The organism is Pseudopedobacter saltans DSM 12145 (assembly GCF_000190735.1).
Taxonomy (GTDB): domain Bacteria; phylum Bacteroidota; class Bacteroidia; order Sphingobacteriales; family Sphingobacteriaceae; genus Pseudopedobacter; species Pseudopedobacter saltans.
Window position 1 is genome coordinate 2,429,253 of the sequence record NC_015177.1, and the last position, 25,435, is coordinate 2,454,687.

The window sequence follows — 25,435 nt, forward strand, 5'->3', positions numbered from 1 at the left end:
AAATTAAACAAAGGACTCCCCTTCGCTTTTCTGGAACAGACTTACACATAAATTGCTTCTTAAGTAATTGGTAATTTAAAGTTATGCAAAGGGAAGAGTACTAATATTAATAATATTGGCGTTCTATTAAGCGATTTTAGCAAAATGTATAAATAAACAATTTGGCAACTGCTTATTTATACATTTTATACCTTTTTAGTGCTTCCAGATAATAGTAATCCGCATAATTTAAAGGAACATCAACTTCTGAATTGGAAGGTTTAGCTCCAGTGCTATGAGATAAAATAAATCCTTTATTTCCGCCGAGTTTGCTCTTATACTTTTGGGCAATGTTGTTTAAAATAGTTTGTGAATACTTATAATATGCGGTCTTATTTTTACTGTAATTTGCCAATTCTAATAACGCCGATGCCGTTACCGTAGCAGCTGAAACATCCCTCGGTTCGTTAGGAATATTAGGAGCATCAAAATCCCAGTAAGGGATAAGGTCTTTTGGCATATTCTTGTGGTTGAAAAAGTAATTCACAATATGTTCCGCCTGATCTAAATATCTTTGGTCTTTAGTATAACGATAACACATGGTGTAACCGTAAATAGCCCAGGCCTGACCTCTTGCCCATGCAGATTCATCGCTATATCCCTGATGAGTGTTACGCTGTAAAACTTTCCCCGTTTCTGGATCATAACCTATTACGTGATAGCTACTATAGTCCTTTCTAAAATGATTTTTCAGAGTAGTATTGGCATGGTTTACAGCAATTTTATAAAATGTAGAATCTCCCGTGAGTTTGGTGGCTTCAAATAAAAGCTCCAGATTCATCATATTATCTATGATAACTGGAAAACTCCATTTTTGGCTATTATGGTCCCATGAACGGATAGCCTTTACTTTGTCATTATATCGAGTTGACAGCGTTTTTGCCGATTCTATGATAACATTTTTATAATATTCCTTTTGAGTTAATCTATAGGCATTACCAAAACTGCAATATATTTTAAAACCCATATCATGCGTCTTTCCATTATCTTTTTCTTGTTCTAATGGTCTGGTGTAGTTGTCTGCATCATCCAACCAGTTTTTATCCCTGGTAAGTTCATATAAATACCATAATTCTCCAGCAAAAAAACCACTTGTCCAATCTCTTGACGGGACCAGCTTTAACTCTCCTTTTTCTAATGTTCTAGGGGCAACCAGATCCTTTTTATTACTAGCAAGTTTTGCTTTGTTTACCCCATCTAACATAATCATTGTTTGAGACCCAGCAAAAGCAACTTCTTTTTTCACATTCAATTGCGCGTTAACGGAAAACACCGTAAAAACAAAGAAGCCACATAGGCTTCTTTGTAATGTTGTGGAAAATTTCATTTTAAAACTTTTATTTACTAATTGGAATTAAATCAACTTCCAATACCTTCATTAATTCTTGTCCTTGTACATCTAAAGCCTCCAATTTCAAATTGTTAATGCCTTTCTGAACAAATGCATTTCCAATTTCTATTTCGGCCGGCTTACCATTTCCTGGTTTTATAGTTATATTTTCTGATAGATTACCAACACTTAAATTCATTTTACCAGAATTTTCTTTCTCACCAATATATTTCAAAACAACTTTAAAAGTTTTAGCATGGTTAGTTTTAAAACTCCATGATAAGCTTTGATTTTTCGATTTCCATCCGTGAACATAATATCTATTCGTCTTACCGTCACCAAAACCAAAACCTTGACCTTTTTGTTCGGCGTCAAAAGCTAATAAACGGTTAGTACTTTCTGTATCGATATATCTTAAATGTTCTACTTTCACAGGAGATTTTAGTTCTGCTACTAAAACCGCATCAACTTTATCAAACGGCTCGTTAGGCAGAGAAACATACAAATTATCTCCTTCCTTACTCACTTTTAAAGACTTCTTAGCAGGATCGTTCATGTTATACACTTTTAGTATATCACTTTTCAGCCCACCTATTAAAAGCTTGTTGTTTTTTGGCCATTGAAAAACGTGTAAGTATAAAGTATTCCCCTTACTGGTAATTGCTCCCCAACTTTGTAAAGGTAAAGGAGAAGCTGAAGCTTTATAAATTGAAGCCTCGTACTTTTTCATCCATATAGCTAGACTGTCTAATATTTTTTGATCTCTTTGATCGAAACTACCATCACCTTTGGGACCGATATTCATTAGAATATTTCCACCTCTACCAACTCCATTAGCCAATAGCTGTATAAAATGGCTTGTTGGTTTATGGCTATGATCGTATTTACTGTAACCGTACGATTCGTTAGTTGTTGGAATTGCTTCCCAATCACCGGTAACAGGAAAAAACTCAGCAGGTCTATCGGCTGTATTTAGATAGTCTCCAAAATTCCCTTGTGAATTCCTGGCCAATCTTCCATTTACAACCAAATTGGGGTCAGTTTCTCTTATTGCTTTTAATATTCTTAAGTTTTCAGAAAAAGGAAGTTTGTGTGGTGTATCAAACCAAAGCATATCCGGGTGATATTTTTTAATCAATTCTTTTATTTGAGGAATTGATTTTTCGTCAACATATTTCACAGCTTTAGGTATCAATTCCGGATGCGCATCAAACCAATTTCTTCCACCAAAAAGATTCAAATCTCCTCCCGGATTTTTAAACTCCCAATCATTACCCGGAGCATCGGGATGTTCCCAGTCAAAAGCATGCGAATAATAGAAACCAAATTTTAAACCATACTTTCTACATGCCGCCGCTAATTCGGCCATTGGATCTCTTTTAAATGGGGTTTTATCTTTGATATCGAAATCAGAAACTTCTGATGGATACATCGCAAAACCGTCATGATGTTTTGCGGTAATTACCATATAATGCATTCCCGCAGCCTTTGCTGTTTTTACCCACTCGTCGGCATTAAATTTAATCGGGTTGAACTTTGAAGCTAAATCCAGATAATCTTTGCGAGTAATCTTTTCTTTCCTCATAAGATGCTCAGCATATCCCCCTACTTCTCTTCCTTTCCATTCTCCCCCGGCTTCGGAATAAACACCCCAATGTATAAACATTCCAAATCTTGCCTCTCTCCACCATTTTATACGGTCTTCTTTACCTTTCATAGAAGCAGACCACCAACCCTTTTTAGCTTCTTCTATAGCTATTTTATCTCTGTTTGCTGAAGTAAGATTACTCATGTGTCTATCTTCGTCTCCAGCATCTTGCGAAAAAGCTGATAGAGATATTGCTGCTAATGCCGCAGAATACAACAATACTTTTAAATGCATATATTATAAAAATTTAATTTGCTTGTAATTTTCCTTTCCCTGCCCACGATTTCAACAGTTGATCGATATTTCCAGCTCTTTGAGCCGGAATAGTAACATTGTCAACAGCTGTACTTCCTAATCGGTCTTTCAATTGAGCTAAATAAATACTTCTTGGCTGAACTGCAATTCCCCAGCTCTCCCAAAATCCCGTCCCATTTTTTGTTAATCCTATGCATCCGATTCCCCAATTCATAGCTCCTTTGGGACTCTCCACTTTAATGTTAGATTTAGTAGATCTGCAATTATAAAACAGTGTCTGTGCACCCGCCCAGCCATGTCCAGACCCCATATCCTTTCTGTTTTGAACTTGTAATTGCCCACAGGAAATATTATCCAGGAGAAGTCCTGTAGCCCATCGATGATGAGGACCTGCATCTGCATTGGTTTCTATCGCAACACAATCTAAAAATACATTCGGCCCAGGAACTCTCGATCCCGTAACAAAATCATGTCTTCCCCCTCTGGTAAAACATCTTTGAAATAAATTAAAACTTGCTCCTCCTTCCAGATTAAAAGAATACTTTCTGCTTCCTGTTGTAATTGATTTTGGATCCAACATGGCACAATCTTCTACCGTATTGTAATGAGAATTCGAGCTGATACTTACCGCTGAATAACCAAAATATAAAGCTGTCACCCCTTTTACCCAACAGTTTTCTGCATTATTCAACTCTACAGCTATCCAACCATGTTCCTCATCATCATTTGAATCATATACCGATGAAAGTCTTAGATTTTCTATTCCTATCTGAGTTACACGTTGATGGGCATTCAATTTATAAATAGACCCTCCACCATATTTGGTTTGTATTGGATCTACAATAGGAGCATTTAAGGTTATACTATCACCAACAATCCCAACAATTTTTCTTTCAAAATCTGTATTATAACCACTCGCTGTCCATCCATACTGAGCCATATCCAAATCATTTATCCACTGATCGTTAGGCGTTTTATAAACAGATATACGATCCCCAACAGCTAAACCTGAGCTAGAAGCTACTCTAAACCCTTTCTTACCTGTTCCAACATAAGGTGTTGTTATTTTATTTAATACCCTGGAAGTCGATACTGATACACCAGATACTTCTATTAATGTGTGTTGAGATTTTTTAGTAGCCTTTAAAATTGTTCCATCTTCACCTTGCCCTTCTCCCCTAAGAATAACGCCACTTTTAGTTATTTTAATGGTATTACTCACTTCATATAGCCCAGCTTTCAGCAATACAACTCCCCTTATTCCTTCGCTATTCCCCGACATAGCCTGAACTTGTGCAATGGCATTCTGTATTTGGGTTAGATTATCTCCTGCAATTGGTGTCAACGTAACTTTTACATCTGTAATATGAGGCAGAGCAATGCCCCCACCCTTATATCCTGCCGTCGAAAAATCAGGAATTTGATTTACTTTACCAGTCTCTCCTTCGTTTGCAAAAAAATTATAACCTAATTTACCATCATTTTTTAGGTAAACCAGCGCTTTTGAAATTGGCTGTTCAGGTTTAGGTTCCTCCTTTGGAGGTGGACTCACTACTTTTTCCTCATCGCTATTCTTCGTTTTTTTACAAGCTTGCAGGAAGAAGATAGCTAAAAACAATGTAAGGATATGAAATACGTTTTTCATACAAAAAATCTTTAATTGGTTAGACTTTATTTTTTGCAATTAAACGTTTTTTTTAAAAAACACATTAAGCTTTATTGGCTTTTGATTACCAGTATTTTGGCTTTATAATGTAAATTTTTCTTTCAATCTAATATCCTCGGAAGAACTGCCTATCAAAACTTCGAAATCACCTGGTTCTACTGCCCAGTTCATATCCTTGTCTAAAATTGCCAAATCTTTTCGGGCAAATTTTAAATTAAGCTGCTTGGTTTCCCCTGCTTTTAAATGAATACGTTCGAAAGCCCTCAATTGTGTGTCATAAGTGATAACACTACTTATAAGATCCCTAAAATATAATTGCACCACTTCATCTCCGTCTCTTTTTCCTATATTTTTCAAGACAAAGCTTGCGGAAATACTATCTGGTTTCGAAAAGTCAAGTTTCAAATCGCTATAAGAAAACTTTGTATAACTTAATCCATATCCAAAAGGGTACAAAACACCATTTACTCTGGATTTTCCAAAGCCATTATCTCCTGATGAAGGCTGGTTCGCATGAGATCCTGGTTTAAAAGGGAAATTCATTTCAATCTGACCAATAGATTTAGGAAAAGTTACCGACAATTTTCCTCCCGGATTATAATCTCCAAAGAGTGTTTCAGCTACCACTTTTCCAGCCGATGGCCCTAAAAACCAAGTTTCTAAAATTGCCGTTAAATAATGGTTTTCCCAGTTTATAGTAAGAGGTCTGCCGTTTACCAAAACCATTACTACCGGTTTTCCTGTCGCATGTAAAGCCTTTAATAATTCCAGTTGTCTTCCTGGCAAATTCAAACTTGTACGTGATAAACTTTCGCCTACTATTTTCTCATTTTCGCCTACTACGGCAATAATCACATCAACATTTTTTGCTTTAGCAACAGCATCTGCAATCATTGCTTTTTCTTTTTCTGTAACAGGCTCATCTATAATCTCTGTGCCTGGCCAGCCTTCGTTTACGATTTCACATCCTTTAGCATAGTCGATATTCAGCTTACCGTTATTATATTGCTTTAATCCGTCTAAAATTGAGGTTGATGGATTATTAGAGGGTCCGTATCTGCTAATGGTATAACCAACTTCTGCCGCTAAAGGTCCCGTGACTAATATTTTTTGATTTTTATTTTTATCCAGAGGTAAGAAATCATTTCCGTTTTTTAAAAGAACAATAGACTCCTTGTTCATCTGCTCGGCAAACTTCTTGTCTTCTGGTGTTTGTACTTTTTTATCAGAAGCAGCAGGGTTCTCGGTAAAAGGTCTATCAAATAAACCTAATCTGAATTTCACAGATAAAACTTCTCTGACCCTTTGGTTAAGCGTTTCCATGTCTAAAGATCCATCCGCTACGGAGGCCCTTAAATTATTGATATAGTTATCTGGTTGTCTGAAATTTGTCCATACATTTAAACCCGCCTTCAATGCAATAACTGAAGCTTCTTTAAAATCTTTGGCCACTCTGTGTTTAGAAGCAATAAATTCTACAGCTTCACTGTCTGACACTACATAACCATTAAAACCATACTGCTTTCTCAACAATTCGGTCAGAAAATAATAGCTACCTGTAACTGGAATACCGTCCCAATCATTATAGCTACTCATTACCCCTAAAGGCTTAGCTTCCTGAACCACTTTTTTAAATGGATAAAGATGAATTTGGTGTAATTCTCTTGGGGTAACATGCGGATCTGTTCGGGCATGACCATCACGACCACCTTTAGGCACAGAGTAAACCGCATAGTGTTTTAAAGTTGCGGCAATGCCATTACTTTGCAAACCCGAAACCATGTTTTTCCCTAATTCTCCAACTAAAAAGGGATCCTCTCCATAACATTCTACTACCCTTCCCCATCTTGGATCTCTCGCTAAATCCAAAATAGGAGCATAAACGTTGGTGTATCCTAAAGCTTTTCCCTCCCTTCCTGCGATTTCGCCAGCTTTTCTGACTAAATTTTTATTCCAGCTACTTCCTATTCCAATAGGTGCACAAAAAGGTGTTGCCCTATCGTGACAAAGACCATGGATTCCTTCATTTGTAAAATCAACGGGTATACCTAATCTTGTTTCTTCAATAAACCATTTCTGAAGCGTATTAATTGCGGTAGCGTGTTTGCTGTATGGAAAAGAATATTCTGTTTGTGCTTTTTTATTATTTGGTAAACTATTTAATGCCTCGTCCATATTAGCGATACCATCTTTCCAGATCGATTTTTTCCATTCTGAAGTTGGCATTTCGTCTTTCAAAACGCGACCGTATCCATATAAAGTTGCTGTCTGATTAGTTTTTTCTGCAACAGTCATCTGAGATAACAAGTCTTCAACCCTTTTTTCAATGGGTTGGGATTGATCTTCAAATACGTCTTTAATTCCGTTCTTATTGAAATCTATCCAATTTTTATGGTAGATATTTTTCGGTTTCTGCGCATAAATATTTTGTGTCGCTACGGCTAATGCTAGAAGACTAGCACACTTAAGAAGTAAAGGTTTATTGATCATAATATTATTGAGTCGAAAACTCTTTTTGATAAATTGAAGGGCTCTTCCCGGTTATAGTTTTAAAGCATTTATGAAAGCTGGCAAAATTATTAAATCCGCTTTCGTAACAAATTTGCTTGATATTCATCTTTCTATCCATTAACAACCTACAAGCTTGTCCAACCTTTATTTCCATCAAAAACTGAGAATAAGTCTTATGTGTTCTGGATTTAAAATAACGGCAGAATGAGTTAGGACTTACTTTTGCAACCTCTGCTATTTCTTCAAGATTGATCTTATTTCTGAAATTCGCATAAGAATATTCATAGATATCTTTCATTCGGTCTTTATCCACTTCTTCCATATTACAAGCAAAACCTAAAGAAGATAGCACTTCTATTTCTGTAGATCTGCTGATTTCAAGTAATGCCTGAATCATATAAATAATCCTTTCTGTGCCAGAAGTTTGTAGCATCAAATCCAAGAGCTCGGCAACTTTCTTTTTGTCGCCTTCAATAATCCGGATTCCGCGTTTAGATTTCTCTAAAATATCTTTAATAGGCTTATTCTCAGGTAGATTAAGAAATATACTTCCTAAAAAATTTTCTGAAAAATGAGCGACTTTAATATCAGCATCATCAGTATAATTGGTTAAAAACGATTCTTCAAACTTCCAGTAATGAGGTAAGTTTGATCCGATTAGTAAGATATCACCGGAATTAAATTTAGTAATACTATCTCCTACAAATTGTGTACCTACACCTTTGTTAAAATGTATAAGTTCAACCTCCGGATGGTAATGCCATTTGTTATTCATCACCGGACGAGAATCTTGACGTACACTAAAAGACTGTGCAGGTCCCACGGAAACTTTAAGTAATTGCGGTTTCATGTCAATTCATTTAAAGGTTTAACAATCGTTTAACAAACTAATAGACAAGCCAATACAATTCCACCTCAGGTTAAACACCTGATTTTTTTATTTTATTTAATAAGTTGCGCTATAGGTTTCTTTATATTTTTTTGCCTATAATTGATTAATGTAAAGTACACAAACTTATTTTACGTTTTGTGTATATATATCATTCATATTTGTGTACAAAACAAACATCAAATGAAGGAAAGAGTTACCGAACAGACCAAAAGAGATCCGTCGCAAATAATTCAGGTTTTTAATGATGTCAATATCAAACTTTTATGTTGCCGATATTGGGTTCTTGACGAATGGGAATGTAATGACTTCTCGGCTCCATTTTGGCGTATTTATCACAATACTATAGGCGGTGCAAAAATATATTTCGAAAATATGGTTATAGAACCTCAAAAGGGAAGTCTCATTATTATTCCACCCCATACCAAGTTCATTACCCGTTTGAAAAATAGTAATAGTAATGAAGAAAGCATATCAGGTCGAAAAATTAGAAATAACGAAACTTTAGAAACTATCGCATCAGAAAATAGAATAGATCATCTTTTCATTCACTTCTCGCTTGGCTTTCCATTAGACTTTGCTAAAAAGAACATAAACGTTATCTCTTGTACAGACTATATTTATGAGCTTATCCAGAAAATACAAAAATCGTGTAAGAATGATACGGTGTTCAGTTTTAGTGAATGTTTACAAATCAAGCAGCTTATAAACGAAGTTATTCTAAATATCAAAAGTGATACCTGGCGGTATGAAACCATAGATCAGCGAGTATTTACCGCGATGAGGATGATTGAAAAAAACTTTCAATCCAAAATCAGCAATGAAGAGCTCGCGGAAAAAGCGAGTATGGCGGTAAATTCTTTTTCAAGGTTATTTAAAGTAAGTACGGGGATATCTATTCAGCAATACCTTATTAAGGTTAAAATAGAAAACGCCTGCAGTATCATGCACCACACTGATAAGACTATAGATGAAATTGCTTATGATTGCGGTTTTTTTGACAGGCATCATTTTTCAAAAACATTTAAAAAGGTTATGAATATAACGCCTGTTTATTATAAAAAACGTCTTACAATGAATCAATGACTTTCCAGTTCTGCTAAAGAAAATATTTTTTCCATCAGAACCCATTTTTCACCAGGCTTAGATCCTGGCATTTCTTTTTGGTACCTCCACATTATCCTTTCCCATTCCTGCACTTTTTCACTTTCCTGATCGATAAGTTCTTTCTTTTCAAAAGAAAACATCTCATCGGTTTCCATTATCATAAATAGTCTGTTTTTATAGCGATATATCTCCATATCCAATACTCCAGACATCTTTATACTTTCTAACACCTCAGGCCAAACACGCGCATGCCACTCTGTATATTCCTTAATTAGAGGGGGATCATCCACCAAATCGAGAGCCAAACAATATTTCTTCATTTCGTTATTTTAGAAAGATTCAGTTTTTAAACTTCCTGCAAATAACTAATTTGATAAGTAAAAAAATTTTGCAAAATATACCAATTAGTAAACGTTATTGGCTTTTTATAAAAAAGCAGCATAAATATTATGCTGCTTTTAATCGTTTTACTTAAACACCGGGACCATTACTGGAGTTTATCGGCCCTCTATGCCTTCTTAACTTTTCTGATGGCATATCAGTAAAGCTTTCCATCTCATCTATAACAGACGAAGGATGGCTACTTTCTTTGCTTCCTTCGGATTTAACCGGATGTTTTTCCCTTTCCTTAAGCTCTCGTTCTTTTTCTTCATTGAGCTTATCTAACATGCTTTTCCTCATATCCCCTCCTATTCTAAATTGTCTCTATTTATTAAAATATACACAAATATTCTGCCATCCTATTCAGTATCCCTATATACTTCTTTCACTTTTTGGATTACGTAATCTATTTCTTCCTTCGTGTTATATTTAGAAAATGAAAAACGAACAGCCGGTCTATCAGGCGATGCTTTTATTGCCGTAAGTACATGGGAACCAATGTTTGTTCCGGATGAACAAGCACTACCTCCGGATGCCGAAACTCCTCCAATATCTAATTTAAACAATAACATATCTGCCATTTCCATTTCCGGAAAAGAAACACTCAGCACCGTATAAAGACTTTTTTCAGGCGATATTTCACCATTGAATCCCACTCCCGGAATTTCTTTTTCCAATTGGGTTTTCATATAATCTTTAAGCTCCTGAATGTATAAATGATGTTCTCCCATATGTTCATAAGCTAAACTTAAAGCTTTAGAGAGACCTGCAATTCCGTATATATTCTCCGTTCCTCCACGCATGTTCCGTTCCTGCGCTCCACCATAGATCATAGGATTAATTTTTATTCGCGGGTTGATATAAATAAATCCAACACCTTTTGGTCCATGAATTTTATGTGCCGAACAAGCTATAAAATCAACCTTAAGAGTGCTTAAATCATGTTTGTAATGTCCAACTGTTTGAACGGTGTCGCAATGAAAAAGTGCATTGTATTGCTGACATAATTCTCCTATCCGTTCAATATCTGTTAAAGTGCCTATTTCATTATTTGCCTGCATTAGCGAAACCAGGCTTTTTTCATCGGTTTGAAGCAGATTTTCCAGTTGCTCATAATCTATATTACCTTTATCGTCTACGTTAACATAACTTACTGTAACACCACTTCTTTCTAACATTTCTACTGTATGCAAAACAGCATGGTGTTCTAAAGGAGATGTTATAATATGTTTCACGCCGAGGTCAACGACAGATCTTCTTATTGCAGTATTGTCTGCTTCGGTACCGCTGGAAGTAAAAAATATATTGGCAGGAGCTGTATTTAATAAATTCGCGATATTTTTTCTTGCTTTTTCGATAATGGTTCTCACTTCTCTACCATGAGCGTGTATAGAAGAAGGATTTCCAAAGTTATCCTCCATAACAGCTATCATCACTTGTTTTACTTCATCATCTAACGGAGTTGTCGCTGCATTATCTAAATACACTTTCCTTTTCATAATTTTAATATCAATCTGCTGAAATACGGCTCAAAATTACTGAATTAAAAAGTTTGTCGATGGTGAAAACTTTAAATGCTACGTAAAATTGTTAAATAACTATATTTGCAAAATACATTCAATACTTACTATGCCAAAAGAGTGGTTTCAGAATTGGTTCAATTCTCCATTTTATCATATACTTTACAAGCAGAGAGATACGGAGGAAGCTGAGCTATTTATAGATAACTTATGTACTTATTTAAAACCCGGTGAACATACAAAAATGCTGGACATTGCATGTGGCAAAGGTCGGCATTCTATTTATCTGAACAAAAAGGGATATGATGTCACTGGAATCGACTTATCGTACAACAGCATTAAATATGCGAAGCAATTTGAGAACGATCAATTGCATTTCTTTGTTCACGATATGCGAAAATTGCTGTACATCAATTATTTCGATTTCTCTTTCAATCTCTTTACCAGTTTCGGTTACTTCAAAACAGAAAAAGAACATGTAAGTGCGCTTAAAGCCTTTGCAAAAGGATTAAAAAAAGAAGGTAAGCTGGTTTTAGATTACATGAACAGTCAAAAAATCATTAATAATCTCGTCGAAAAAGAAACAAAAAACATCGATGGGATTGACTTTCATATTACCCGAAGTGTACAAAACGGTAAAATTGTAAAAACTATAGATTTTTATAAAGACGGAAAAAACTATTCTTACAAAGAAGAAGTGAACGATTTTAAATTGGATGATTTTGAAAAACTTTTTTCCTTATCAGGATTGAAAATTGAAAAATTATTTGGAGACTATCATCTAAATGAATTTGATATAAACAGTTCTGATAGATTAATTTTTGTTTGTACCAAAATATGATAAATCAGCTTTTACATTTCGATCAGGAAGTATTCTTTTTTGTTAATAAAGCACTTGGCAATGCCTTTTTCGATTGGCTGATGCCTATTTTAAGAAATAAATATACATGGATCCCACTTTATATTTTCATTATCGCTTTTTCAGTTGGTAAATATAAACTTAAAGGTTTCTACCTGATTTTATTTCTGAGCGCTACCGTAGGCCTTGCCGATTTTACAAGTGCAAAACTTTTAAAACCTACTTTCGAGAGGGTAAGACCTTGCAATGACGAAACCATTAAAGATCAGGTTAACGCAAGGGTTGGTTGTGGAGCAGGAAAAAGTTTTCCCTCTACACATGCTACAGACCATTTCGCAATAGCAATGTTTCTTATAGGAATTTTTAGAAGAATATGGAAACATATTATTGCCATAGGAATACTTTGGGCCGGATTGATATCTTTTGCACAGGTTTATGTAGGTGTCCATTATCCCATAGACGTTACCGTTGGTGCTTTATATGGCTCCTTAATAGGATTTTTATTGGCAAAAATTTACAAACGCTATTTCCAGCTTGAACCTAACGTTGAACAAATTGATTAGCACAAAATAACCGGACATGAATTATTTATTCATATTTATTTTAACAGCAGGGGCTCTTATTGGCGGTTTGTCAGTATTTTTTGTTAAACAGGAGAATACTTACAGATTAAAGCTTATTCTTTCTTTTAGTGGAGCTTATTTATTTGGTATTACGGTACTCCACCTTCTTCCTGATGTTTACGAATCCCACAATCACTATGTCGGCCTATTCATATTGGCAGGCTTTATCCTTCAAATACTTCTGGAACAATTCTCGCAAGGAATTGAACACGGCCATATACATGCACACAATCATGGTTCTGCATTTCCATGGGGAATAATGATCAGCTTGTGTTTACATGCTTTTCTTGAAGGTATGCCCTTAACTACCAAAGAACAGAACCATTTGGTTTTCGGTATTGCAATACACCATATTCCTGCTGCTTTCGCATTGGGAAGCGTTTTATTAAGTAATCATGTAAGTAAAAGTAAAACGATTGTTTTATTGATTGTATTTGCACTAATGGCTCCGCTTGGCTATATTTTCAGTTACAGTCTAAAGAGTGGCAGTTTAATAAACACGGCTTATTATCAATATATAATGGGCATTGTAATTGGTATCTTCCTACATATTTCTACAACAATTCTGTTTGAGGCCAGTGTCGATCATAAATTTTCCATCAAAAAGACAATTGCAGTTATAGCTGGTACTTTAATCGCTTTATCTGGTTTTTTACTACACCAGCATTAAAAAGGTCTGGCAGTTTCAAATGATAACATTTTGAAATTGCCAGACCTTTTTAATCATTATTTTTACCCTCTCAGTTTATCCAACAGATCACTTAATAAACCTGCCTCTTCTTCCGTTAGATTCTTCGATATAATATCCCTCGTCATCTCATCAAGGCAAATTTTGTCTAAAAGTTCTAGCCCTTTATCAGAAATAGTAATATCTACGGCTCTTCTATCCTGCTCGCAAACCTTCCGCACCACCAGTTCTTTTGCTACCAGTCTGTCAACTATTCTGGAAGCATCAGACATTTTATCCAGCATTCTTTCTTTAATCAAATTAACAGTAGCCGGGTTCGGACGCTGTCCTCTCAAGATACGCAATACATTATATTGTTGATGCGTTAAATTGTACTTGTCCAATCCAGATTTTAGACAATTATTTACCCAACCATAAGTATAAATAATGTTAACCACTACCTTGTTAAAATTGCTTTCAAAACGGTTATTCCTAATTTCTTTTTCTAACTCCATGAAACTCTCTATTTTTAAATTCACTACAAAATCTTTGTCCTCACTTTTTCCTTTAAAAACACTTTTAAATGATTGCCATCTCCATGCAAAGTCCATACTTCGGTTGGTTTTACTATACTTATAGTATTTAAAATATCTTCCCAATCCACATGATCAGATATATACAAGGATAAATCATTCCCTTGCTGGAGATATTCCCATCCAGAAGCAAAAACTCTTGCCACACCGACAGCTCGCCTATAACTATTAAAAGTCAATGGAGGTATTAAATAAATCTGATTTTCACCATTTTGTTTTAAAGATTTTCGATTATACAAGCTGTACTTACCTATGTTTACGTCAAATCTATTATAAAGTTGATGAATTGGAAAAATGGAATAATGAACATGAACCTCCTTAGTCGGACAGAATTCATTAATTAAAGCTGTTATTCTTTGTGCCTTGCCCAATCCGTAAACGCCTAAAAGGATATTGGAAGAAATCGCGTTAAGTTTTTTTATTTCTCCTGTAGCATCTGGATGCTTAACTTTAGGGTTCGCAAATGTACTTTCTGTAATAAGCACATCTGCCAACGGCAATTCTATTTTTTCGCAGGTACTATCTTCCTGCATTTTATAATCTCCCGTATATAGATATCTTGCTCCATCAAACTCCATTAGAACCATTGCCGAACCCAAAATATGACCGGCGGGATAGAAACTAAGCTTAACATTATTAAGGCTAAATTCCTGCTTATAACCTTTGATGAAAAATTCTTTTGCAGCTTTCTTTTTGTACCTCAATAACATTAGTTCTTTGGTGAAAGCTGTGGCATACACGTTTGCGTTGCCAGCTCGGGCATGGTCTCCGTGTGCATGGGAAATAACAGCGTTTTGTACTGGCAATTCCGGATCTAAATAAAAATCTCCGTAAGCACAGTACAATCCCTCCGGAGTTTTCACTAGAAAATCATCTTTTATCATTAACTAAACTCAAAACTTTCTGATGAATACTTAATACCTGAGTAATCAGAAACTCAGATTCATTATTATAAATTATAAATGTTGCCAACCTTTCTTTCTCTTCTTCAGGCATTTGTTTAGTAATTCTGGCTAATACTTCTTCTCTAGACACATGATCTCTTTTCATCACTCTTTCTATCCGCAAATCTAAAGGAGATGATACTAAAATATTAAAATCACTATCCAGGTAAGTTCCGCTTTCGAAAAGCAAAGCCGCCTCCTTAAGCGTATATACTGCACTTTGTTGCTTTACCCATTCTTTATAATCCCCTATTACAACGGGATGAACTGTCGCATTTAGTTTTTCCAACAAGGTTGAGTCATTAAAAGCTATTGCTGATATATGCTTCCTATTAAGCTCACCGTTTATATAAGATTCTTTACCGAATAACTCTATCACTTTTTCTCTTATCGTTAGGTTGCTAACCATTAGCTTTTTTGCTTCGATATCTGCATAATATACAGGAATGCCTAATAGCTCGAAAATACTACTCACTGTCGATTTACCGCTACCTATTCCTCCTGTTATACCTACTTTCATTTTACTTGCTTATCATGAAATCCACCTGCTGTGGCACTATACGACTAATTTGAACAAAAGGGTTTCTGTTAACAATAGTTACGGGCAACCGGGTTGCCTGTTTATCCGCCCAAAGAGAAAGGTCTACAGTTGCAGAAATATGATTTTCATCGACCGATGAATAATCAGATAAAGATGTCATTGCATAAACTTTAACTATAGCCGGCACCAATTTAACTTTATAGTAGTTAGGATTATTGATAACTTTTATAGGGATTTCGATCTCTTTTTCAGTAAATTCTTCAACCTCGAGCTTAAATTCGACCCGATTTGGAAAGATACTTATATTGGCTTCCTTAGCCTTTTTCAATTCTATATTTGAAGATATATTGCCGCTAATTCCTTTAGCTTTAAAAGTATCGGTATCCCAATGGCTTATTTCTTTTATAACTTCCGCCGGTCCCGTTACAGTAACGTGTGATGGTTTAAGTATGATTTCTTTAGATTGGCCAAACTGCTTTTTATACTCCAATTCTGATTTGAACCTAATCGGCACCCGTTTCACCGTCCTTGTTGTAAAATCAAAAAAAAGCGTATCTGGTAAAACTTTTATGATAGTCTGATTGGAAAAAAACTGATTATTAATATCAGCCATTTGCTCTTTTATACTTACAAAATTCCTTCTTTCCAAAGAATTCAAGTCTACCTTAATTTCAGACACAGACTTGCTTAACTTATTGAAAAGCAATTGCCAGCCAGTGCCCCTAATTATCAGGACAACGGTATCCGACTGTAAAGGATAAAAAGCCTTATTTTGCGGAAGGCTTTTAAAAGAGGCTATAGCTTTCACATTGTAATCGTACTTCATAGACAAAGAATAGATTAGCCAGGCCGCAAAAGCTAAAATAATACATGTAAAAAACATGCTTATTCTTTTTCTTTCACCTAACGATAATCTTATTAATGCCATCTATTTAAAGTAAGTTTGATTAAATAGCCAAAAGTTACGAGTTTATTGATAATTACTGTCTTTAACAATTTCAAGTTACTTATTTAAGCTCTCTCAATTCCTATCAAAGATATGAAATAAAAAATGCCACCCGTTTGTTTTGACGAAGTGGCATTTAATATTTTAAAACGGGCTATTACGCGTTCAATCCTTTGGAAGCGTCTAAAGAAACTGCACTTTTGTCAAAACGGATCTTACCTCCGCCTTCGGTTTCTAAAACAATTGTTGTTTCATTTAAATCAACTATTCTGCCATGAATTCCAGCAGTGGTAATTACTTTATCTCCTTTTTTTAGCTCGGCAACAAATTTTTTATGATCTTTTGCCTTTTTCATCTGAGGTCTGATCATAAAAAAATAGAAGACTACTATGATCAATAACATTGGAAGAAAGCTCATTACTCCTCCTGATGCCTGTAATAAAACGAAATTTAACAACATAATATATATTTTACTTTATTTAACTATTTCTCCAATTAAACGCACCACAGTTTCAGCAGGGACTGTATTTGCTCTAATTGTTATCGGTTTATCTTGTAAGCCACTTTTTCCCGTACTGTTAAACACCACCCTTATTTTTCCTTCCTTTCCTGGCAAAATTGGCTCCTGTGGAACTTCCGGAACTGTGCATCCACACGTTGCTGAAGCGTCAGAAATGATCAAAGGTGACTTCCCTTCATTAACAAATTCGAAATCAAAAGAGACTTTCTGTCCTTCCTGAATTTTCCCAAAATCGTAAACGTCTTGTTTAAATTTTATAACCGGCGCTTCTTCTGCATTTACAGCTACATTTGCCGAATCTGCTTGCTCTGATGCTTGTTTTGAGGTGTTGCTGTTACAAGAACTGATAATAATTGCGCCAGCAACCAATAAAATATATTTTTTCATATTTATGGTTTAAAATAAACAGATACAATTATACTAAGCCTCGGCCGTATTTCCTTATTTTATTTTGAGCCTGTAATTCACCTAATATCTTATCCAATATTCCGTTGATAAATACATTACTCTTTGGAGTACTGAATTCCTTCGCTATTTCCAAATATTCGTTTATGGTTACTTTAACTGGAATACTTGAAAAATAAATAAGTTCTGCTAAGGCCATTTTCATTATTAAAATGTCCATCATCGCAATCCTATCCGCTTCCCAGTTTTTAGTTTTTCCTGCGATCATTTCCTGACAAGAAGCATCATTAGCCAGCGTTTTATGGAATAAATCTATAATAAACTCTCTGTCCTCTATCCAGTTAGAACTGATTTGTGCTAGTTTACTATTACCATCAACTTCATCAAAATTCTTTAAAGTTTTTGCAACCATGGCTTGCAATACATCCTGATCTACCTGCCAGTTGATATGCTTTTCTTCTAACGCATTCTGCGCCAGTTCGGATTTAAGAATTACCTTTTTGAAAATAAATTTGATGATGTCTTTGTCTGAATGGAGATCATGACCTTCCGCAGCTAAATAATCTTTATATTCTTGTGAGTTCTTTAGCGTAAAAAACAATGAACGAGCTAATTCCGGATCAAAATCCCAGGAAATCTTATACTTTTTAACTGCCTGAATATATTCTTCATTTTCCAGGAGCAGTTTTATAAAAAGATTATCTAAAATTTTCAAATTAGGGTTTAAATCTTCTGTTGATGGCAAATGTTTATTAGCCCTTTCCTCTGCGTCAATTTCGGAATACTGCACAACATCATTAATTAAAGCCAATAGGCTGATGTACATTTCATAAACCTTATCTACACTAGCAAGCAGACCTTTCTCTTGTTTTCTGTAATCACTTCCTTCAGACTGCAGGTACGCATATAGCGACTGCATTACTTTTATCCTTAAATGCCTTCTATTCAACATAAATTTTTAAAGAACGATGGTTAATAAACCCTTTTATATATTTTTTTGGTGTTTTTATTTTAAAATGAAGATTTAATCTTCTTAATATCCTGAATTCTTTTTTCTGCAATTTTATCAGCAGCGATATTGGTCGGAATACTTTCTTGTTTTGATTTTTTCAGAACCTGAAGTGTAGCATCATAAATTTTTTCTGCCATCTGCATTGTTCTCTTTTTAGAATATCCTTCCAATTCAGAATAACAATTAATCAAGCCGCCTGCATTGATAAGATAATCCGGAGCAAACAATATACCTTTATCTAAAAGCAATTGGCCGTCTCTTTTTTCATCTGCGAGCTGGTTGTTTGCAGATCCGGCTATAATAGCACATTTCATTTTATTAATAGTTTCTGGATTTACTGTTGCCCCTAAAGCACAAGGTGCGTACACGTCGAAATCTATATCAAAAAGGCTATTATTATTTACCACTTCAGCACCGTATTTCTTAGCAACCTTAATCATTCTCTCCTGACTAATGTCACTCACATAAACCTTGGCGTTTTCTATTCTTAATAAATTTACCAAATGCTCTCCCACATGTCCAGTTCCCTGCACAGCCACACTTCTTCCGGCCAAAGAATCTGTACCAAACAATTCTTTTACAGAGGCTTTTATCCCCATATAAACACCTTTAGCAGTAACCGGAGACAAATCTCCCGCTCCTCCTAAGACCTCCGGAACACCTGTCACATATTTGGTTTCCATACGGATAAATTCCATATCCTTAGGACTTGTACCCACATCCTGCGTGGTGATAAAAGATCCATTTAGATTTTCAATGAATCTTCCGAAACGGCGCATTAAAACCTCAGTTTTATCATTTCTGCTGTCACCAATGATTACCGCTTTTCCTCCGCCCAGATTCAATCCGGTGATCGCAGCTTTGTAAGTCATTGCCTTTGATAGACGCAAAACGTCATACAGTGCTTCAGCCTCGGTTTCATAAGACCACATTCTGGTGCCACCTAAAGCCGGGCCCAAAACCGTATTATGAATCGCAATAATGGCTTTCAGGCCTGTATCCTCATCATGACAAAAAACTACCTGCTGATGTTCAAAAGAAGCTAACTGATTGAAAACTGAACTTTCTTCAAAACGAATCGATGACATATTACCTTCGGATGTTTATGTTTTGCAACAAAAGTAGCTGTTTTTTTCGAAACTTTTTTTAGATTATTTTAAATGTGAAGTTTTATCACACGAGGCAAAGTAATTTTTATAATACACAGACAGATTTCAATAGCATTTTTAGCATTGTTATGATTTTTTATATCTGTAAATTGCAATTGCAATGAGTACTTTTGCATTATTAAGATGAAAGATTTAGCCTACCTCAATAAATTTTTACTAAAATACAAGTGGAAGCTTATACCCGGAGTTTTCTTCGTTATCACTTCCAATTTCTTTGCCGTTATACCAGCGCAAATTATAAGACTTGCTTTAGATATGGTAACCGAAAACATTGCCTTGTACAGGTTATTTAATGGTTTCGAAAGGCAAGAGATTATCTATAAGATTTTTGCTTTTGGATTGCTGTTCTTTGGTGCTCTGGTTTTACTTATGGCTCTTGTGCGCGGCATATTATTATTTTTCATGCGCCAAACTATTATTTTAACATCCAGGCACATAGAATATGACTTGAAAAACGAAATATATGAACATTACCAAAAACTAAATCTAGCTTTTTTTAGAAGGAACAATACCGGCAACTTGATGAACCATGTGACCGAAGATGTAAGCCGGGTTAGAATGTATTTGGGACCAGCTATAATGTATACTATTAATACGGTGGTTTTATTCCTTTTGGTTATAACCTCTATGTTAATGGTAAATGTAAAATTGGCTTTATTAAGCATTGCACCTTTGCCCATATTAGCTCTTATCATTTATAATGTACACAATAAAATCCACAATAAGAGTGAGAAAATACAGGAGCGACTAAGCAGTTTATCTTCATTTGTTCAGGAATCTTTCTCTGGAATTAGAGTAATAAAGGCGTATACCCAGGAACAAAGAATCAGGGAAGGTTTTGCTAATGAAAGCGAACATTATAAAGAGGACTCGATGAGCTTGGTTAAAATACAGGCGCTATTTTACCCTATAATGCTTCTTTTGGTTGGTATCAGCACTATTATTACCGTATACATTGGAGGATTAGATGTAATCAGCGGAAAGATAACCGCAGGAAATATAGCGGAATTCATTGTATATGTAAACCAGTTAACATTTCCAGTTTCATCTTTAGGTTGGGTAACTTCCTTAATTCAGAGAGCAGCTGCTTCACAAAAACGAATAAATGTCTTTCTACATACCAAACCGGAAATAGTCTCTTTAACAACAGAAACCCATACACTTTCAGGCCGTGTAGAATTTAAAAATGTTGATTTCATTTATCCCGATACCGGAATACATGCTTTAAAAAATGTTTCTTTTTCTATAAACCCTGGAGAAAAACTTGCAATAATAGGCAGAACCGGCTCTGGAAAGTCAACTTTAGCGAATATCCTTTTGCGAATGTACGATGTTAGTAATGGAGAAGTCCTTATCGATGGAAAAAACATCAAGTTGTTAAACCTAAATGATTTCAGGAGCCAAACAGGCTTTGTTCCTCAGGACGTCTTCTTATTTTCCGATACAATTGCTCATAATATTGCATTTGGCCAAGATACCGTAAACATGAACGATGTAGAACAAGCTGCAAAAAATGCTGCTGTTTATAATAACATTATGGAGTTTGAAAATCAATTTGAAACTTTTATAGGCGAAAGAGGAATAACATTATCCGGAGGACAAAAACAACGGGTATCTATAGCACGAGCAATTATTAACTCTCCAAAGCTTTTAATTTTCGACGACTCGCTTTCAGCTGTGGATACTAAAACCGAGGAATCCATTCTTCGGAATCTGGGTAAGATTATGCAAGGCAAAACCAGCATAATTATAGCTCATAGGGTTTCTACGATCAAAAATTCAGACAAGATTTTAGTACTCGATGATGGCAAAATTATTGAACAGGGTAAACACGAAGAATTGATTGAAAACCGGGGTCTATATTTTGAACTGTATGAAAAACAACTTTTAGAAGAGGAAGTTTTGTAAATTTCGTATACCTTCTTCAAATTCTATAATTGGTTGTACAAATTTAAGGCAAACCTAACTTTTCTCACTTTTTCCTTAACTTTATTTGGTTAATATTTGGAAGTTTAGTTTTTTATTTCTTTATTTAGGCAATCAAAACTTAAACAACTTATACACAGCATGGGAGATTACGAAAACAAAGAGAGAGAAGAGGTATTTTCGAAGAAGGTAAGAGCTGGAAAAAGAACTTATTTCTTTGATGTGAAATCAACGAGATCAAATGATTATTACATCACAATCACAGAGAGTAAGAAAAGGTTGGAAGATGGTATGTTCGTGAAACATAAGATTTTCCTTTATAAAGAAGACTTCGAAAAATTTGCAGAGGGATTATCTGAAACAGTTGAGTATATCAAATCTCATCAGGAAGTTGTTGAGAAAAGATATGAGTATGCTACAGAGGAGACTTTGCAGAAAACTGATGATGAGTTCTCATTCTAACTTTACTAAATTCTAAAACGAAATACAAAGCCGCAAAACATTGCGGCTTTTTTTATTGAAAATAATTTAGGAAAAAATTTCCGTTTTATAGAAAAATTATGTATACATTTGGTAACGAATAATTTTTTTTTTATAATAATGAACAACGGAACAGTAAAGTTCTTTAATGCAACTAAAGGTTTTGGTTTTATTAAAGAAAACGGAACAGACAAAGAATATTTTGTACATGTTTCTGGCCTAATCGATGAAATCTCAGAAAATGATCAAGTTACTTTCGACCTTAAAGAAGGAAGAAAAGGATTAAATGCAGTGAATGTAAAATTGGCTTAATCTCCAATATTAGATATACTTAACATTTAGAAAAACTTCGATTTTAAGCCATCGCAATAGCGATGGCTTTTTTATTTTAATTACTATCCCGCCTTTTCTTGGTTCCAATAAGTCGACTAAAGAAACAATACACTCCCATTAAAAGCTTTATATTTGTGTTTATGGGATACAAAAGTTTAGCCGAATGCATAAATGATCTTGAAAAACACGGTCATTTAATCCGTATTAAAGAAGAGGTTGACCCTTATTTAGAAGCCGCTGCAATACATCTGAAGGTGTATGAGCAAAAGGGACCAGCACTACTTTTTGAAAACCTCAAAGGAAGCAAATTTCCGGCAGTTTCCAATTTATTTGGAACCATAGAACGTTCTAAATTTATGTTCAGAGATAGCCTTGACAAGGTCAAGACTTTAGTTGATCTAAAAGGTGATCCCATGAAAGCTTTAAGATCTCCAATTAAGTATACCAGTGTTTCTTTAACGGCTTTATCCGCTCTACCAATGAAGGTAAGTAGAAAGGCTCCGATCATGTATGGCAAGGCAAAAATATCTGACATCCCCCCTATTGTGAATTGGCCAATGGACGGAGGTGCTTTTGTTACTATGCCTCAAGTTTATAGTGAAGACATAGAAAATCCAGGGGTAATGAATTCCAATCTTGGCATGTATCGTATTCAGTTAAATGGCAACGACTATATCCAAGACCAGGAAATAGGTTTGCATTACCAACTCCATAGAGGAATCGGCATTCACCAATCCAAAGCAAATGCACTTGGGAAACCACTAAAAGTGAGCATTTTTGTTGGTGGACCGCCATCACATGCCCTTGCTGCAGTTATGCCTTTACCAGAAGGACTTTCTGAGACTACATTTGCCGGTGCGTTAGGAAACAGAAGATTTAGATATTTTTATGACCAAGAAGGTTTTTGCATTTCTGCTGATGCAGATTTTGTTATAACCGGAACAGTTTATCCTCACGACAATAAACGAGAAGGTCCGTTTGGCGATCATCTGGGGTATTATAGCTTAATCCACCCATTTCCATTAATGAAAGTCCATAATGTTTACCATAAAAAAGATGCGATTTGGAATTTCACTATTGTAGGAAGACCACCACAGGAAGACACTAGTTTCGGTGCCTTAATCCATGAAATTTCTGGAAAAGCAATCCCTCAAGAGGTACCGGGAGTAAGTGCAGTGAATGCTGTTGATGAGGCCGGAGTTCATCCCCTACTTTTTGCTATTGGCAGTGAAAGATATACACCATATATCAAAGAACGTAAACCTCAGGAAATCCTTACTCAGGCGAATAGAATCTTGGGTTCAAACCAATTGAGCTTGGCTAAATTTCTCTTTATCTGTGCAAAGGAGGATAACCCTAATTTAGACATCCACAACGTCGAAGCATTTTTAAAACATGTATTAGAACGTATCGATTTAAGCAGAGATCTCCATTTTTATACTAAAACTACTATCGACACCTTAGATTATACGGGTACAGATTTGAACTCGGGTTCAAAAGTTGCATTCACGATAGCCGGAGAAATAAAAAGAGAATTATCAAAAGAAATTCCACAAAACTTTTCTTTACCCAACATTTTCAAAGGAGCAAAAATGATCATGCCGGGAATAATTGCTATTGAAGGTAATAAATTCAAAAATGAACAAGACGCAAGTAAAGAAATAATGGCTCTTAATGATGCTCTTAAAAACGAAAACTTAGATTCGATTCCTTTATTGATTATTTGTGACGATGCTAATTTTACTGCAAAAAACTGGCAAAATTTTGTTTGGGTGACTTTTACCAGAAGTAATCCATCACATGATATACATGGCATAAATTCATTTACCGAACACAAACACTGGGGATGTAAAGGTCCTTTGATTATAGATGCGAGGGTAAAACCGCATCATGCACCACCATTAGTAATGGATCAAAAAACAGAAAAAAACATAGAAAAATTATGGAGTAAAGGCGGTTCTTTGTACGGAATTATTAAGTAACTTTCCATTAAAAATCGACTTATGACCACCAATAGACTAGAGGCTTTTAGCGACGGCGTTTTAGCAATAATTATTACTATTATGGTACTGGAATTAAAAGTACCCGAAACTTCAAACTTCATTGGTTTAAAGATTCTTCTTCCAAAACTAATATCTTATGTTCTCAGCTTTTTATATGTAGGTATTTATTGGAATAACCATCACCATCTGTTTCAAACAATAGAAAAAGTTAACGGGAAAGTATTGTGGGCAAATCTTTTTTTATTGTTCTGGCTTTCACTGTTGCCATTTGCGACAGGTTGGATGGGAGAAAACCATTTCGATAGTCAACCGGTTATGCTTTACGGATTGATTTTAATGATGTCCGCTTTTGCATTCTTGTTACTGGAAAAAACATCGATTCTTTTGGAAGGAAAGTCTTCTAAAATTAGTATTGCTCTGTCTTCAAAAAGAAAGGAAATAATTTCTGTGATAATATATATGGCAGGAATAATCCTCGCTTCGTTCGTTCCTAAAATAAGTATAGGTTTATATTATGTAGTTGCGTTGCTATGGGTTATTCCTGACCAAAGATTTGAAAAAGTTCTGAATGAAAACACTTAAAATCTCATAGCGCCTAACATACCAAACAATATCGCAAACAGAATAGCTACCACATAAAATATAATAGCTACCACAGCCATGATACCGATAAATTTGTAATGCGATTTCAATCTTCCGAAAGCGTATCCAAGGGATTCCTGATCTCTAAAGTAAAGTGCTTGTTTTACGAAAGTTGTAAAATCATAGAGATATTTGGCCGGAAAATAGTAAAGAAGAGACAAAGCAATATAAACTATCCCTAAGAATCCTCCCATAAATGGCACCATTTTAAATGATCCAACAGTCCCACCTATCGTTATAAAAACACCTAGCAATGCAATAAATCCAGCCATAATAAATATTATTACAGCGACTAATTTGGCCCATTTCGCTGTCTCCATTAAAAATGCAGAAATATCTGTATCTATGATTAAACCTGCTTGCTCTGTCGGATGAGCTTCTTCATTCCGCGGTTCTTCTGGTAAATTCGGGTTTTCTTCCATTTAA

Annotated in this window: 26 protein-coding genes; 9 read left to right on the forward strand and 17 right to left on the reverse strand. The window is 35.2% G+C overall.

The genetic code is table 11. The annotated features are described in order from the left end of the window. Positions 1 to 172: 172 nt before the first annotated feature. From PEDSA_RS10320 to PEDSA_RS10340, 5 genes are all read right to left on the reverse strand, one after another. Positions 173 to 1,366 (reverse strand): glycoside hydrolase family 88 protein, encoded by a 1,194-nt coding sequence (locus tag PEDSA_RS10320; protein ID WP_013633105.1) that lies wholly within the window; start codon positions 1,364 to 1,366, stop codon positions 173 to 175. A 10-nt stretch (positions 1,367 to 1,376) separates the two neighbouring features. Next, positions 1,377 to 3,251, reverse strand: coding sequence for an alpha-L-fucosidase (locus tag PEDSA_RS10325; protein WP_013633106.1), 1,875 nt, complete (start codon positions 3,249 to 3,251; stop codon positions 1,377 to 1,379). Between the two features lie 13 nt (positions 3,252 to 3,264). Further along, positions 3,265 to 4,917 (reverse strand): hypothetical protein, encoded by a 1,653-nt coding sequence (locus PEDSA_RS10330; RefSeq protein WP_013633107.1) that lies wholly within the window; start codon positions 4,915 to 4,917, stop codon positions 3,265 to 3,267. Positions 4,918 to 5,019: 102 nt separating this feature from the next. Then, positions 5,020 to 7,428, reverse strand: a complete 2,409-nt coding sequence (locus PEDSA_RS10335) for a glycoside hydrolase family 3 N-terminal domain-containing protein (RefSeq protein WP_013633108.1) — start codon at positions 7,426 to 7,428, stop codon at positions 5,020 to 5,022. A 4-nt stretch (positions 7,429 to 7,432) separates the two neighbouring features. After that, positions 7,433 to 8,299 carry an AraC family transcriptional regulator gene (locus PEDSA_RS10340; protein WP_013633109.1) on the reverse strand — a complete coding sequence of 289 codons (867 nt, stop codon included), beginning with the start codon at positions 8,297 to 8,299 and terminating at the stop codon, positions 7,433 to 7,435. Between the two features lie 222 nt (positions 8,300 to 8,521). On the opposite strand from PEDSA_RS10340, the gene PEDSA_RS10345 reads away from it, so the two are divergent. Beyond that, positions 8,522 to 9,424 (forward strand): helix-turn-helix domain-containing protein, encoded by a 903-nt coding sequence (locus PEDSA_RS10345; protein ID WP_013633110.1) that lies wholly within the window; start codon positions 8,522 to 8,524, stop codon positions 9,422 to 9,424. On the opposite strand, the gene PEDSA_RS10350 is transcribed toward PEDSA_RS10345, so the two are convergent. The 3 genes from PEDSA_RS10350 to PEDSA_RS10360 all read right to left on the reverse strand — a co-directional run bounded on the left by PEDSA_RS10350 (position 9,418) and on the right by PEDSA_RS10360 (position 11,325). Beyond that, positions 9,418 to 9,765 carry an L-rhamnose mutarotase gene (locus tag PEDSA_RS10350; protein ID WP_013633111.1) on the reverse strand — a complete coding sequence of 116 codons (348 nt, stop codon included), beginning with the start codon at positions 9,763 to 9,765 and terminating at the stop codon, positions 9,418 to 9,420. The two genes, PEDSA_RS10345 and PEDSA_RS10350, sit on opposite strands and share 7 nt — an antisense overlap. Before the next feature lie 151 nt (positions 9,766 to 9,916). After that, complete coding sequence (locus PEDSA_RS10355) at positions 9,917 to 10,126, reverse strand: hypothetical protein (RefSeq protein ID WP_013633112.1); 210 nt, start codon at positions 10,124 to 10,126, stop codon at positions 9,917 to 9,919. Between the two features lie 59 nt (positions 10,127 to 10,185). After that, on the reverse strand, positions 10,186 to 11,325 hold the full coding sequence (locus tag PEDSA_RS10360) for a cysteine desulfurase family protein (RefSeq protein WP_013633113.1): 1,140 nt from the start codon (positions 11,323 to 11,325) through the stop codon (positions 10,186 to 10,188). Between the two features lie 130 nt (positions 11,326 to 11,455). Here PEDSA_RS10360 and PEDSA_RS10365 point away from each other — a divergent pair, with 130 nt between their 5' ends. From PEDSA_RS10365 to PEDSA_RS10375, 3 genes are read left to right on the forward strand one after another with little or no spacing between them, the layout of a single operon-like run. Beyond that, positions 11,456 to 12,187 carry an SAM-dependent methyltransferase gene (locus PEDSA_RS10365; RefSeq protein WP_013633114.1) on the forward strand — a complete coding sequence of 244 codons (732 nt, stop codon included), beginning with the start codon at positions 11,456 to 11,458 and terminating at the stop codon, positions 12,185 to 12,187. After that, positions 12,184 to 12,768 (forward strand): phosphatase PAP2 family protein, encoded by a 585-nt coding sequence (locus PEDSA_RS10370; protein ID WP_013633115.1) that lies wholly within the window; start codon positions 12,184 to 12,186, stop codon positions 12,766 to 12,768. Before PEDSA_RS10365 ends, PEDSA_RS10370 begins: the two co-directional genes overlap by 4 nt. Positions 12,769 to 12,784: 16 nt before the next feature. Continuing rightward, on the forward strand, positions 12,785 to 13,498 hold the full coding sequence (locus PEDSA_RS10375; RefSeq protein ID WP_013633116.1) for a ZIP family metal transporter: 714 nt from the start codon (positions 12,785 to 12,787) through the stop codon (positions 13,496 to 13,498). 62 nt (positions 13,499 to 13,560) lie between these two features. Here the strand turns inward: PEDSA_RS10375 and PEDSA_RS10380 are convergent, their stop codons facing one another. The 8 genes from PEDSA_RS10380 to PEDSA_RS10415 all read right to left on the reverse strand — a co-directional run bounded on the left by PEDSA_RS10380 (position 13,561) and on the right by PEDSA_RS10415 (position 19,544). Continuing rightward, a complete protein-coding gene (locus tag PEDSA_RS10380) occupies positions 13,561 to 14,010 on the reverse strand; it encodes a MarR family winged helix-turn-helix transcriptional regulator (protein WP_013633117.1) in 450 nt (149 codons plus the stop codon). A 23-nt stretch (positions 14,011 to 14,033) separates the two neighbouring features. Next, positions 14,034 to 14,972: an MBL fold metallo-hydrolase gene (locus PEDSA_RS10385; protein WP_013633118.1), complete on the reverse strand. Its 939-nt coding sequence runs from the start codon at positions 14,970 to 14,972 to the stop codon at positions 14,034 to 14,036. Then, complete coding sequence (coaE, locus tag PEDSA_RS10390) at positions 14,959 to 15,552, reverse strand: dephospho-CoA kinase (protein WP_013633119.1); 594 nt, start codon at positions 15,550 to 15,552, stop codon at positions 14,959 to 14,961. Before coaE ends, PEDSA_RS10385 begins: the two co-directional genes overlap by 14 nt. A 1-nt stretch (position 15,553) precedes the next feature. Beyond that, positions 15,554 to 16,501, reverse strand: a complete 948-nt coding sequence (locus PEDSA_RS10395; RefSeq protein WP_013633120.1) for a CdaR family protein — start codon at positions 16,499 to 16,501, stop codon at positions 15,554 to 15,556. 175 nt (positions 16,502 to 16,676) lie between these two features. After that, entirely contained in the window at positions 16,677 to 16,979 is a 303-nt protein-coding gene (gene yajC / locus PEDSA_RS10400) for a preprotein translocase subunit YajC (RefSeq protein WP_013633121.1), read from the reverse strand. Between the two features lie 15 nt (positions 16,980 to 16,994). Beyond that, positions 16,995 to 17,426 carry a DUF1573 domain-containing protein gene (locus PEDSA_RS10405; RefSeq protein WP_013633122.1) on the reverse strand — a complete coding sequence of 144 codons (432 nt, stop codon included), beginning with the start codon at positions 17,424 to 17,426 and terminating at the stop codon, positions 16,995 to 16,997. A 28-nt stretch (positions 17,427 to 17,454) separates the two neighbouring features. After that, on the reverse strand, positions 17,455 to 18,396 hold the full coding sequence (nusB, locus tag PEDSA_RS10410) for a transcription antitermination factor NusB (protein ID WP_013633123.1): 942 nt from the start codon (positions 18,394 to 18,396) through the stop codon (positions 17,455 to 17,457). Between the two features lie 59 nt (positions 18,397 to 18,455). Next, the gene (locus tag PEDSA_RS10415) at positions 18,456 to 19,544 is read right to left on the reverse strand and encodes a Glu/Leu/Phe/Val family dehydrogenase (protein ID WP_013633124.1); all 1,089 of its coding nucleotides are present in this window, start codon (positions 19,542 to 19,544) and stop codon (positions 18,456 to 18,458) included. 204 nt (positions 19,545 to 19,748) lie between these two features. On the opposite strand from PEDSA_RS10415, the gene PEDSA_RS10420 reads away from it, so the two are divergent. The 5 genes from PEDSA_RS10420 to PEDSA_RS10440 all read left to right on the forward strand — a co-directional run bounded on the left by PEDSA_RS10420 (position 19,749) and on the right by PEDSA_RS10440 (position 24,949). Further along, positions 19,749 to 21,533 carry an ABC transporter ATP-binding protein gene (locus PEDSA_RS10420; RefSeq protein ID WP_013633125.1) on the forward strand — a complete coding sequence of 595 codons (1,785 nt, stop codon included), beginning with the start codon at positions 19,749 to 19,751 and terminating at the stop codon, positions 21,531 to 21,533. Between the two features lie 159 nt (positions 21,534 to 21,692). Further along, positions 21,693 to 22,013, forward strand: a complete 321-nt coding sequence (locus PEDSA_RS10425; RefSeq protein WP_013633126.1) for a DUF3276 family protein — start codon at positions 21,693 to 21,695, stop codon at positions 22,011 to 22,013. A gap of 138 nt (positions 22,014 to 22,151) precedes the next feature. After that, entirely contained in the window at positions 22,152 to 22,343 is a 192-nt protein-coding gene (locus tag PEDSA_RS10430; protein ID WP_013633127.1) for a cold-shock protein, read from the forward strand. Positions 22,344 to 22,504: 161 nt separating this feature from the next. Continuing rightward, positions 22,505 to 24,346 carry a UbiD family decarboxylase gene (locus PEDSA_RS10435; RefSeq protein ID WP_013633128.1) on the forward strand — a complete coding sequence of 614 codons (1,842 nt, stop codon included), beginning with the start codon at positions 22,505 to 22,507 and terminating at the stop codon, positions 24,344 to 24,346. Positions 24,347 to 24,367: 21 nt separating this feature from the next. Further along, positions 24,368 to 24,949 (forward strand): TMEM175 family protein, encoded by a 582-nt coding sequence (locus PEDSA_RS10440; protein ID WP_013633129.1) that lies wholly within the window; start codon positions 24,368 to 24,370, stop codon positions 24,947 to 24,949. On the opposite strand, the gene PEDSA_RS10445 is transcribed toward PEDSA_RS10440, so the two are convergent. Then, the gene (locus tag PEDSA_RS10445) at positions 24,946 to 25,431 is read right to left on the reverse strand and encodes a DUF5362 family protein (protein WP_013633130.1); all 486 of its coding nucleotides are present in this window, start codon (positions 25,429 to 25,431) and stop codon (positions 24,946 to 24,948) included. The genes PEDSA_RS10440 and PEDSA_RS10445 overlap by 4 nt on opposite strands. Positions 25,432 to 25,435 lie beyond the last annotated feature (4 nt).

Bases quoted from the DNA above. Each gene is read 5' to 3' on its own strand.
- PEDSA_RS10320 (WP_013633105.1), bottom strand. From the start codon at position 1,366: ATGAAATTTTCCACAACATTACAAAGAAGCCTATGTGGCTTCTTTGTT.
- PEDSA_RS10325 (WP_013633106.1), bottom strand. From the start codon at position 3,251: ATGCATTTAAAAGTATTGTTGTATTCTGCGGCATTAGCAGCAATATCT.
- PEDSA_RS10330 (WP_013633107.1), bottom strand. From the start codon at position 4,917: ATGAAAAACGTATTTCATATCCTTACATTGTTTTTAGCTATCTTCTTC.
- PEDSA_RS10335 (WP_013633108.1), bottom strand. From the start codon at position 7,428: ATGATCAATAAACCTTTACTTCTTAAGTGTGCTAGTCTTCTAGCATTA.
- PEDSA_RS10340 (WP_013633109.1), bottom strand. From the start codon at position 8,299: ATGAAACCGCAATTACTTAAAGTTTCCGTGGGACCTGCACAGTCTTTT.
- PEDSA_RS10345 (WP_013633110.1), top strand. From the start codon at position 8,522: ATGAAGGAAAGAGTTACCGAACAGACCAAAAGAGATCCGTCGCAAATA.
- PEDSA_RS10350 (WP_013633111.1), bottom strand. From the start codon at position 9,765: ATGAAGAAATATTGTTTGGCTCTCGATTTGGTGGATGATCCCCCTCTA.
- PEDSA_RS10355 (WP_013633112.1), bottom strand. From the start codon at position 10,126: ATGAGGAAAAGCATGTTAGATAAGCTCAATGAAGAAAAAGAACGAGAG.
- PEDSA_RS10360 (WP_013633113.1), bottom strand. From the start codon at position 11,325: ATGAAAAGGAAAGTGTATTTAGATAATGCAGCGACAACTCCGTTAGAT.
- PEDSA_RS10365 (WP_013633114.1), top strand. From the start codon at position 11,456: ATGCCAAAAGAGTGGTTTCAGAATTGGTTCAATTCTCCATTTTATCAT.
- PEDSA_RS10370 (WP_013633115.1), top strand. From the start codon at position 12,184: ATGATAAATCAGCTTTTACATTTCGATCAGGAAGTATTCTTTTTTGTT.
- PEDSA_RS10375 (WP_013633116.1), top strand. From the start codon at position 12,785: ATGAATTATTTATTCATATTTATTTTAACAGCAGGGGCTCTTATTGGC.
- PEDSA_RS10380 (WP_013633117.1), bottom strand. From the start codon at position 14,010: ATGGAGTTAGAAAAAGAAATTAGGAATAACCGTTTTGAAAGCAATTTT.
- PEDSA_RS10385 (WP_013633118.1), bottom strand. From the start codon at position 14,972: ATGATAAAAGATGATTTTCTAGTGAAAACTCCGGAGGGATTGTACTGT.
- coaE (WP_013633119.1), bottom strand. From the start codon at position 15,552: ATGAAAGTAGGTATAACAGGAGGAATAGGTAGCGGTAAATCGACAGTG.
- PEDSA_RS10395 (WP_013633120.1), bottom strand. From the start codon at position 16,501: ATGGCATTAATAAGATTATCGTTAGGTGAAAGAAAAAGAATAAGCATG.
- yajC (WP_013633121.1), bottom strand. From the start codon at position 16,979: ATGTTGTTAAATTTCGTTTTATTACAGGCATCAGGAGGAGTAATGAGC.
- PEDSA_RS10405 (WP_013633122.1), bottom strand. From the start codon at position 17,426: ATGAAAAAATATATTTTATTGGTTGCTGGCGCAATTATTATCAGTTCT.
- nusB (WP_013633123.1), bottom strand. From the start codon at position 18,396: ATGTTGAATAGAAGGCATTTAAGGATAAAAGTAATGCAGTCGCTATAT.
- PEDSA_RS10415 (WP_013633124.1), bottom strand. From the start codon at position 19,544: ATGTCATCGATTCGTTTTGAAGAAAGTTCAGTTTTCAATCAGTTAGCT.
- PEDSA_RS10420 (WP_013633125.1), top strand. From the start codon at position 19,749: ATGAAAGATTTAGCCTACCTCAATAAATTTTTACTAAAATACAAGTGG.
- PEDSA_RS10425 (WP_013633126.1), top strand. From the start codon at position 21,693: ATGGGAGATTACGAAAACAAAGAGAGAGAAGAGGTATTTTCGAAGAAG.
- PEDSA_RS10430 (WP_013633127.1), top strand. From the start codon at position 22,152: ATGAACAACGGAACAGTAAAGTTCTTTAATGCAACTAAAGGTTTTGGT.
- PEDSA_RS10435 (WP_013633128.1), top strand. From the start codon at position 22,505: ATGGGATACAAAAGTTTAGCCGAATGCATAAATGATCTTGAAAAACAC.
- PEDSA_RS10440 (WP_013633129.1), top strand. From the start codon at position 24,368: ATGACCACCAATAGACTAGAGGCTTTTAGCGACGGCGTTTTAGCAATA.
- PEDSA_RS10445 (WP_013633130.1), bottom strand. From the start codon at position 25,431: ATGGAAGAAAACCCGAATTTACCAGAAGAACCGCGGAATGAAGAAGCT.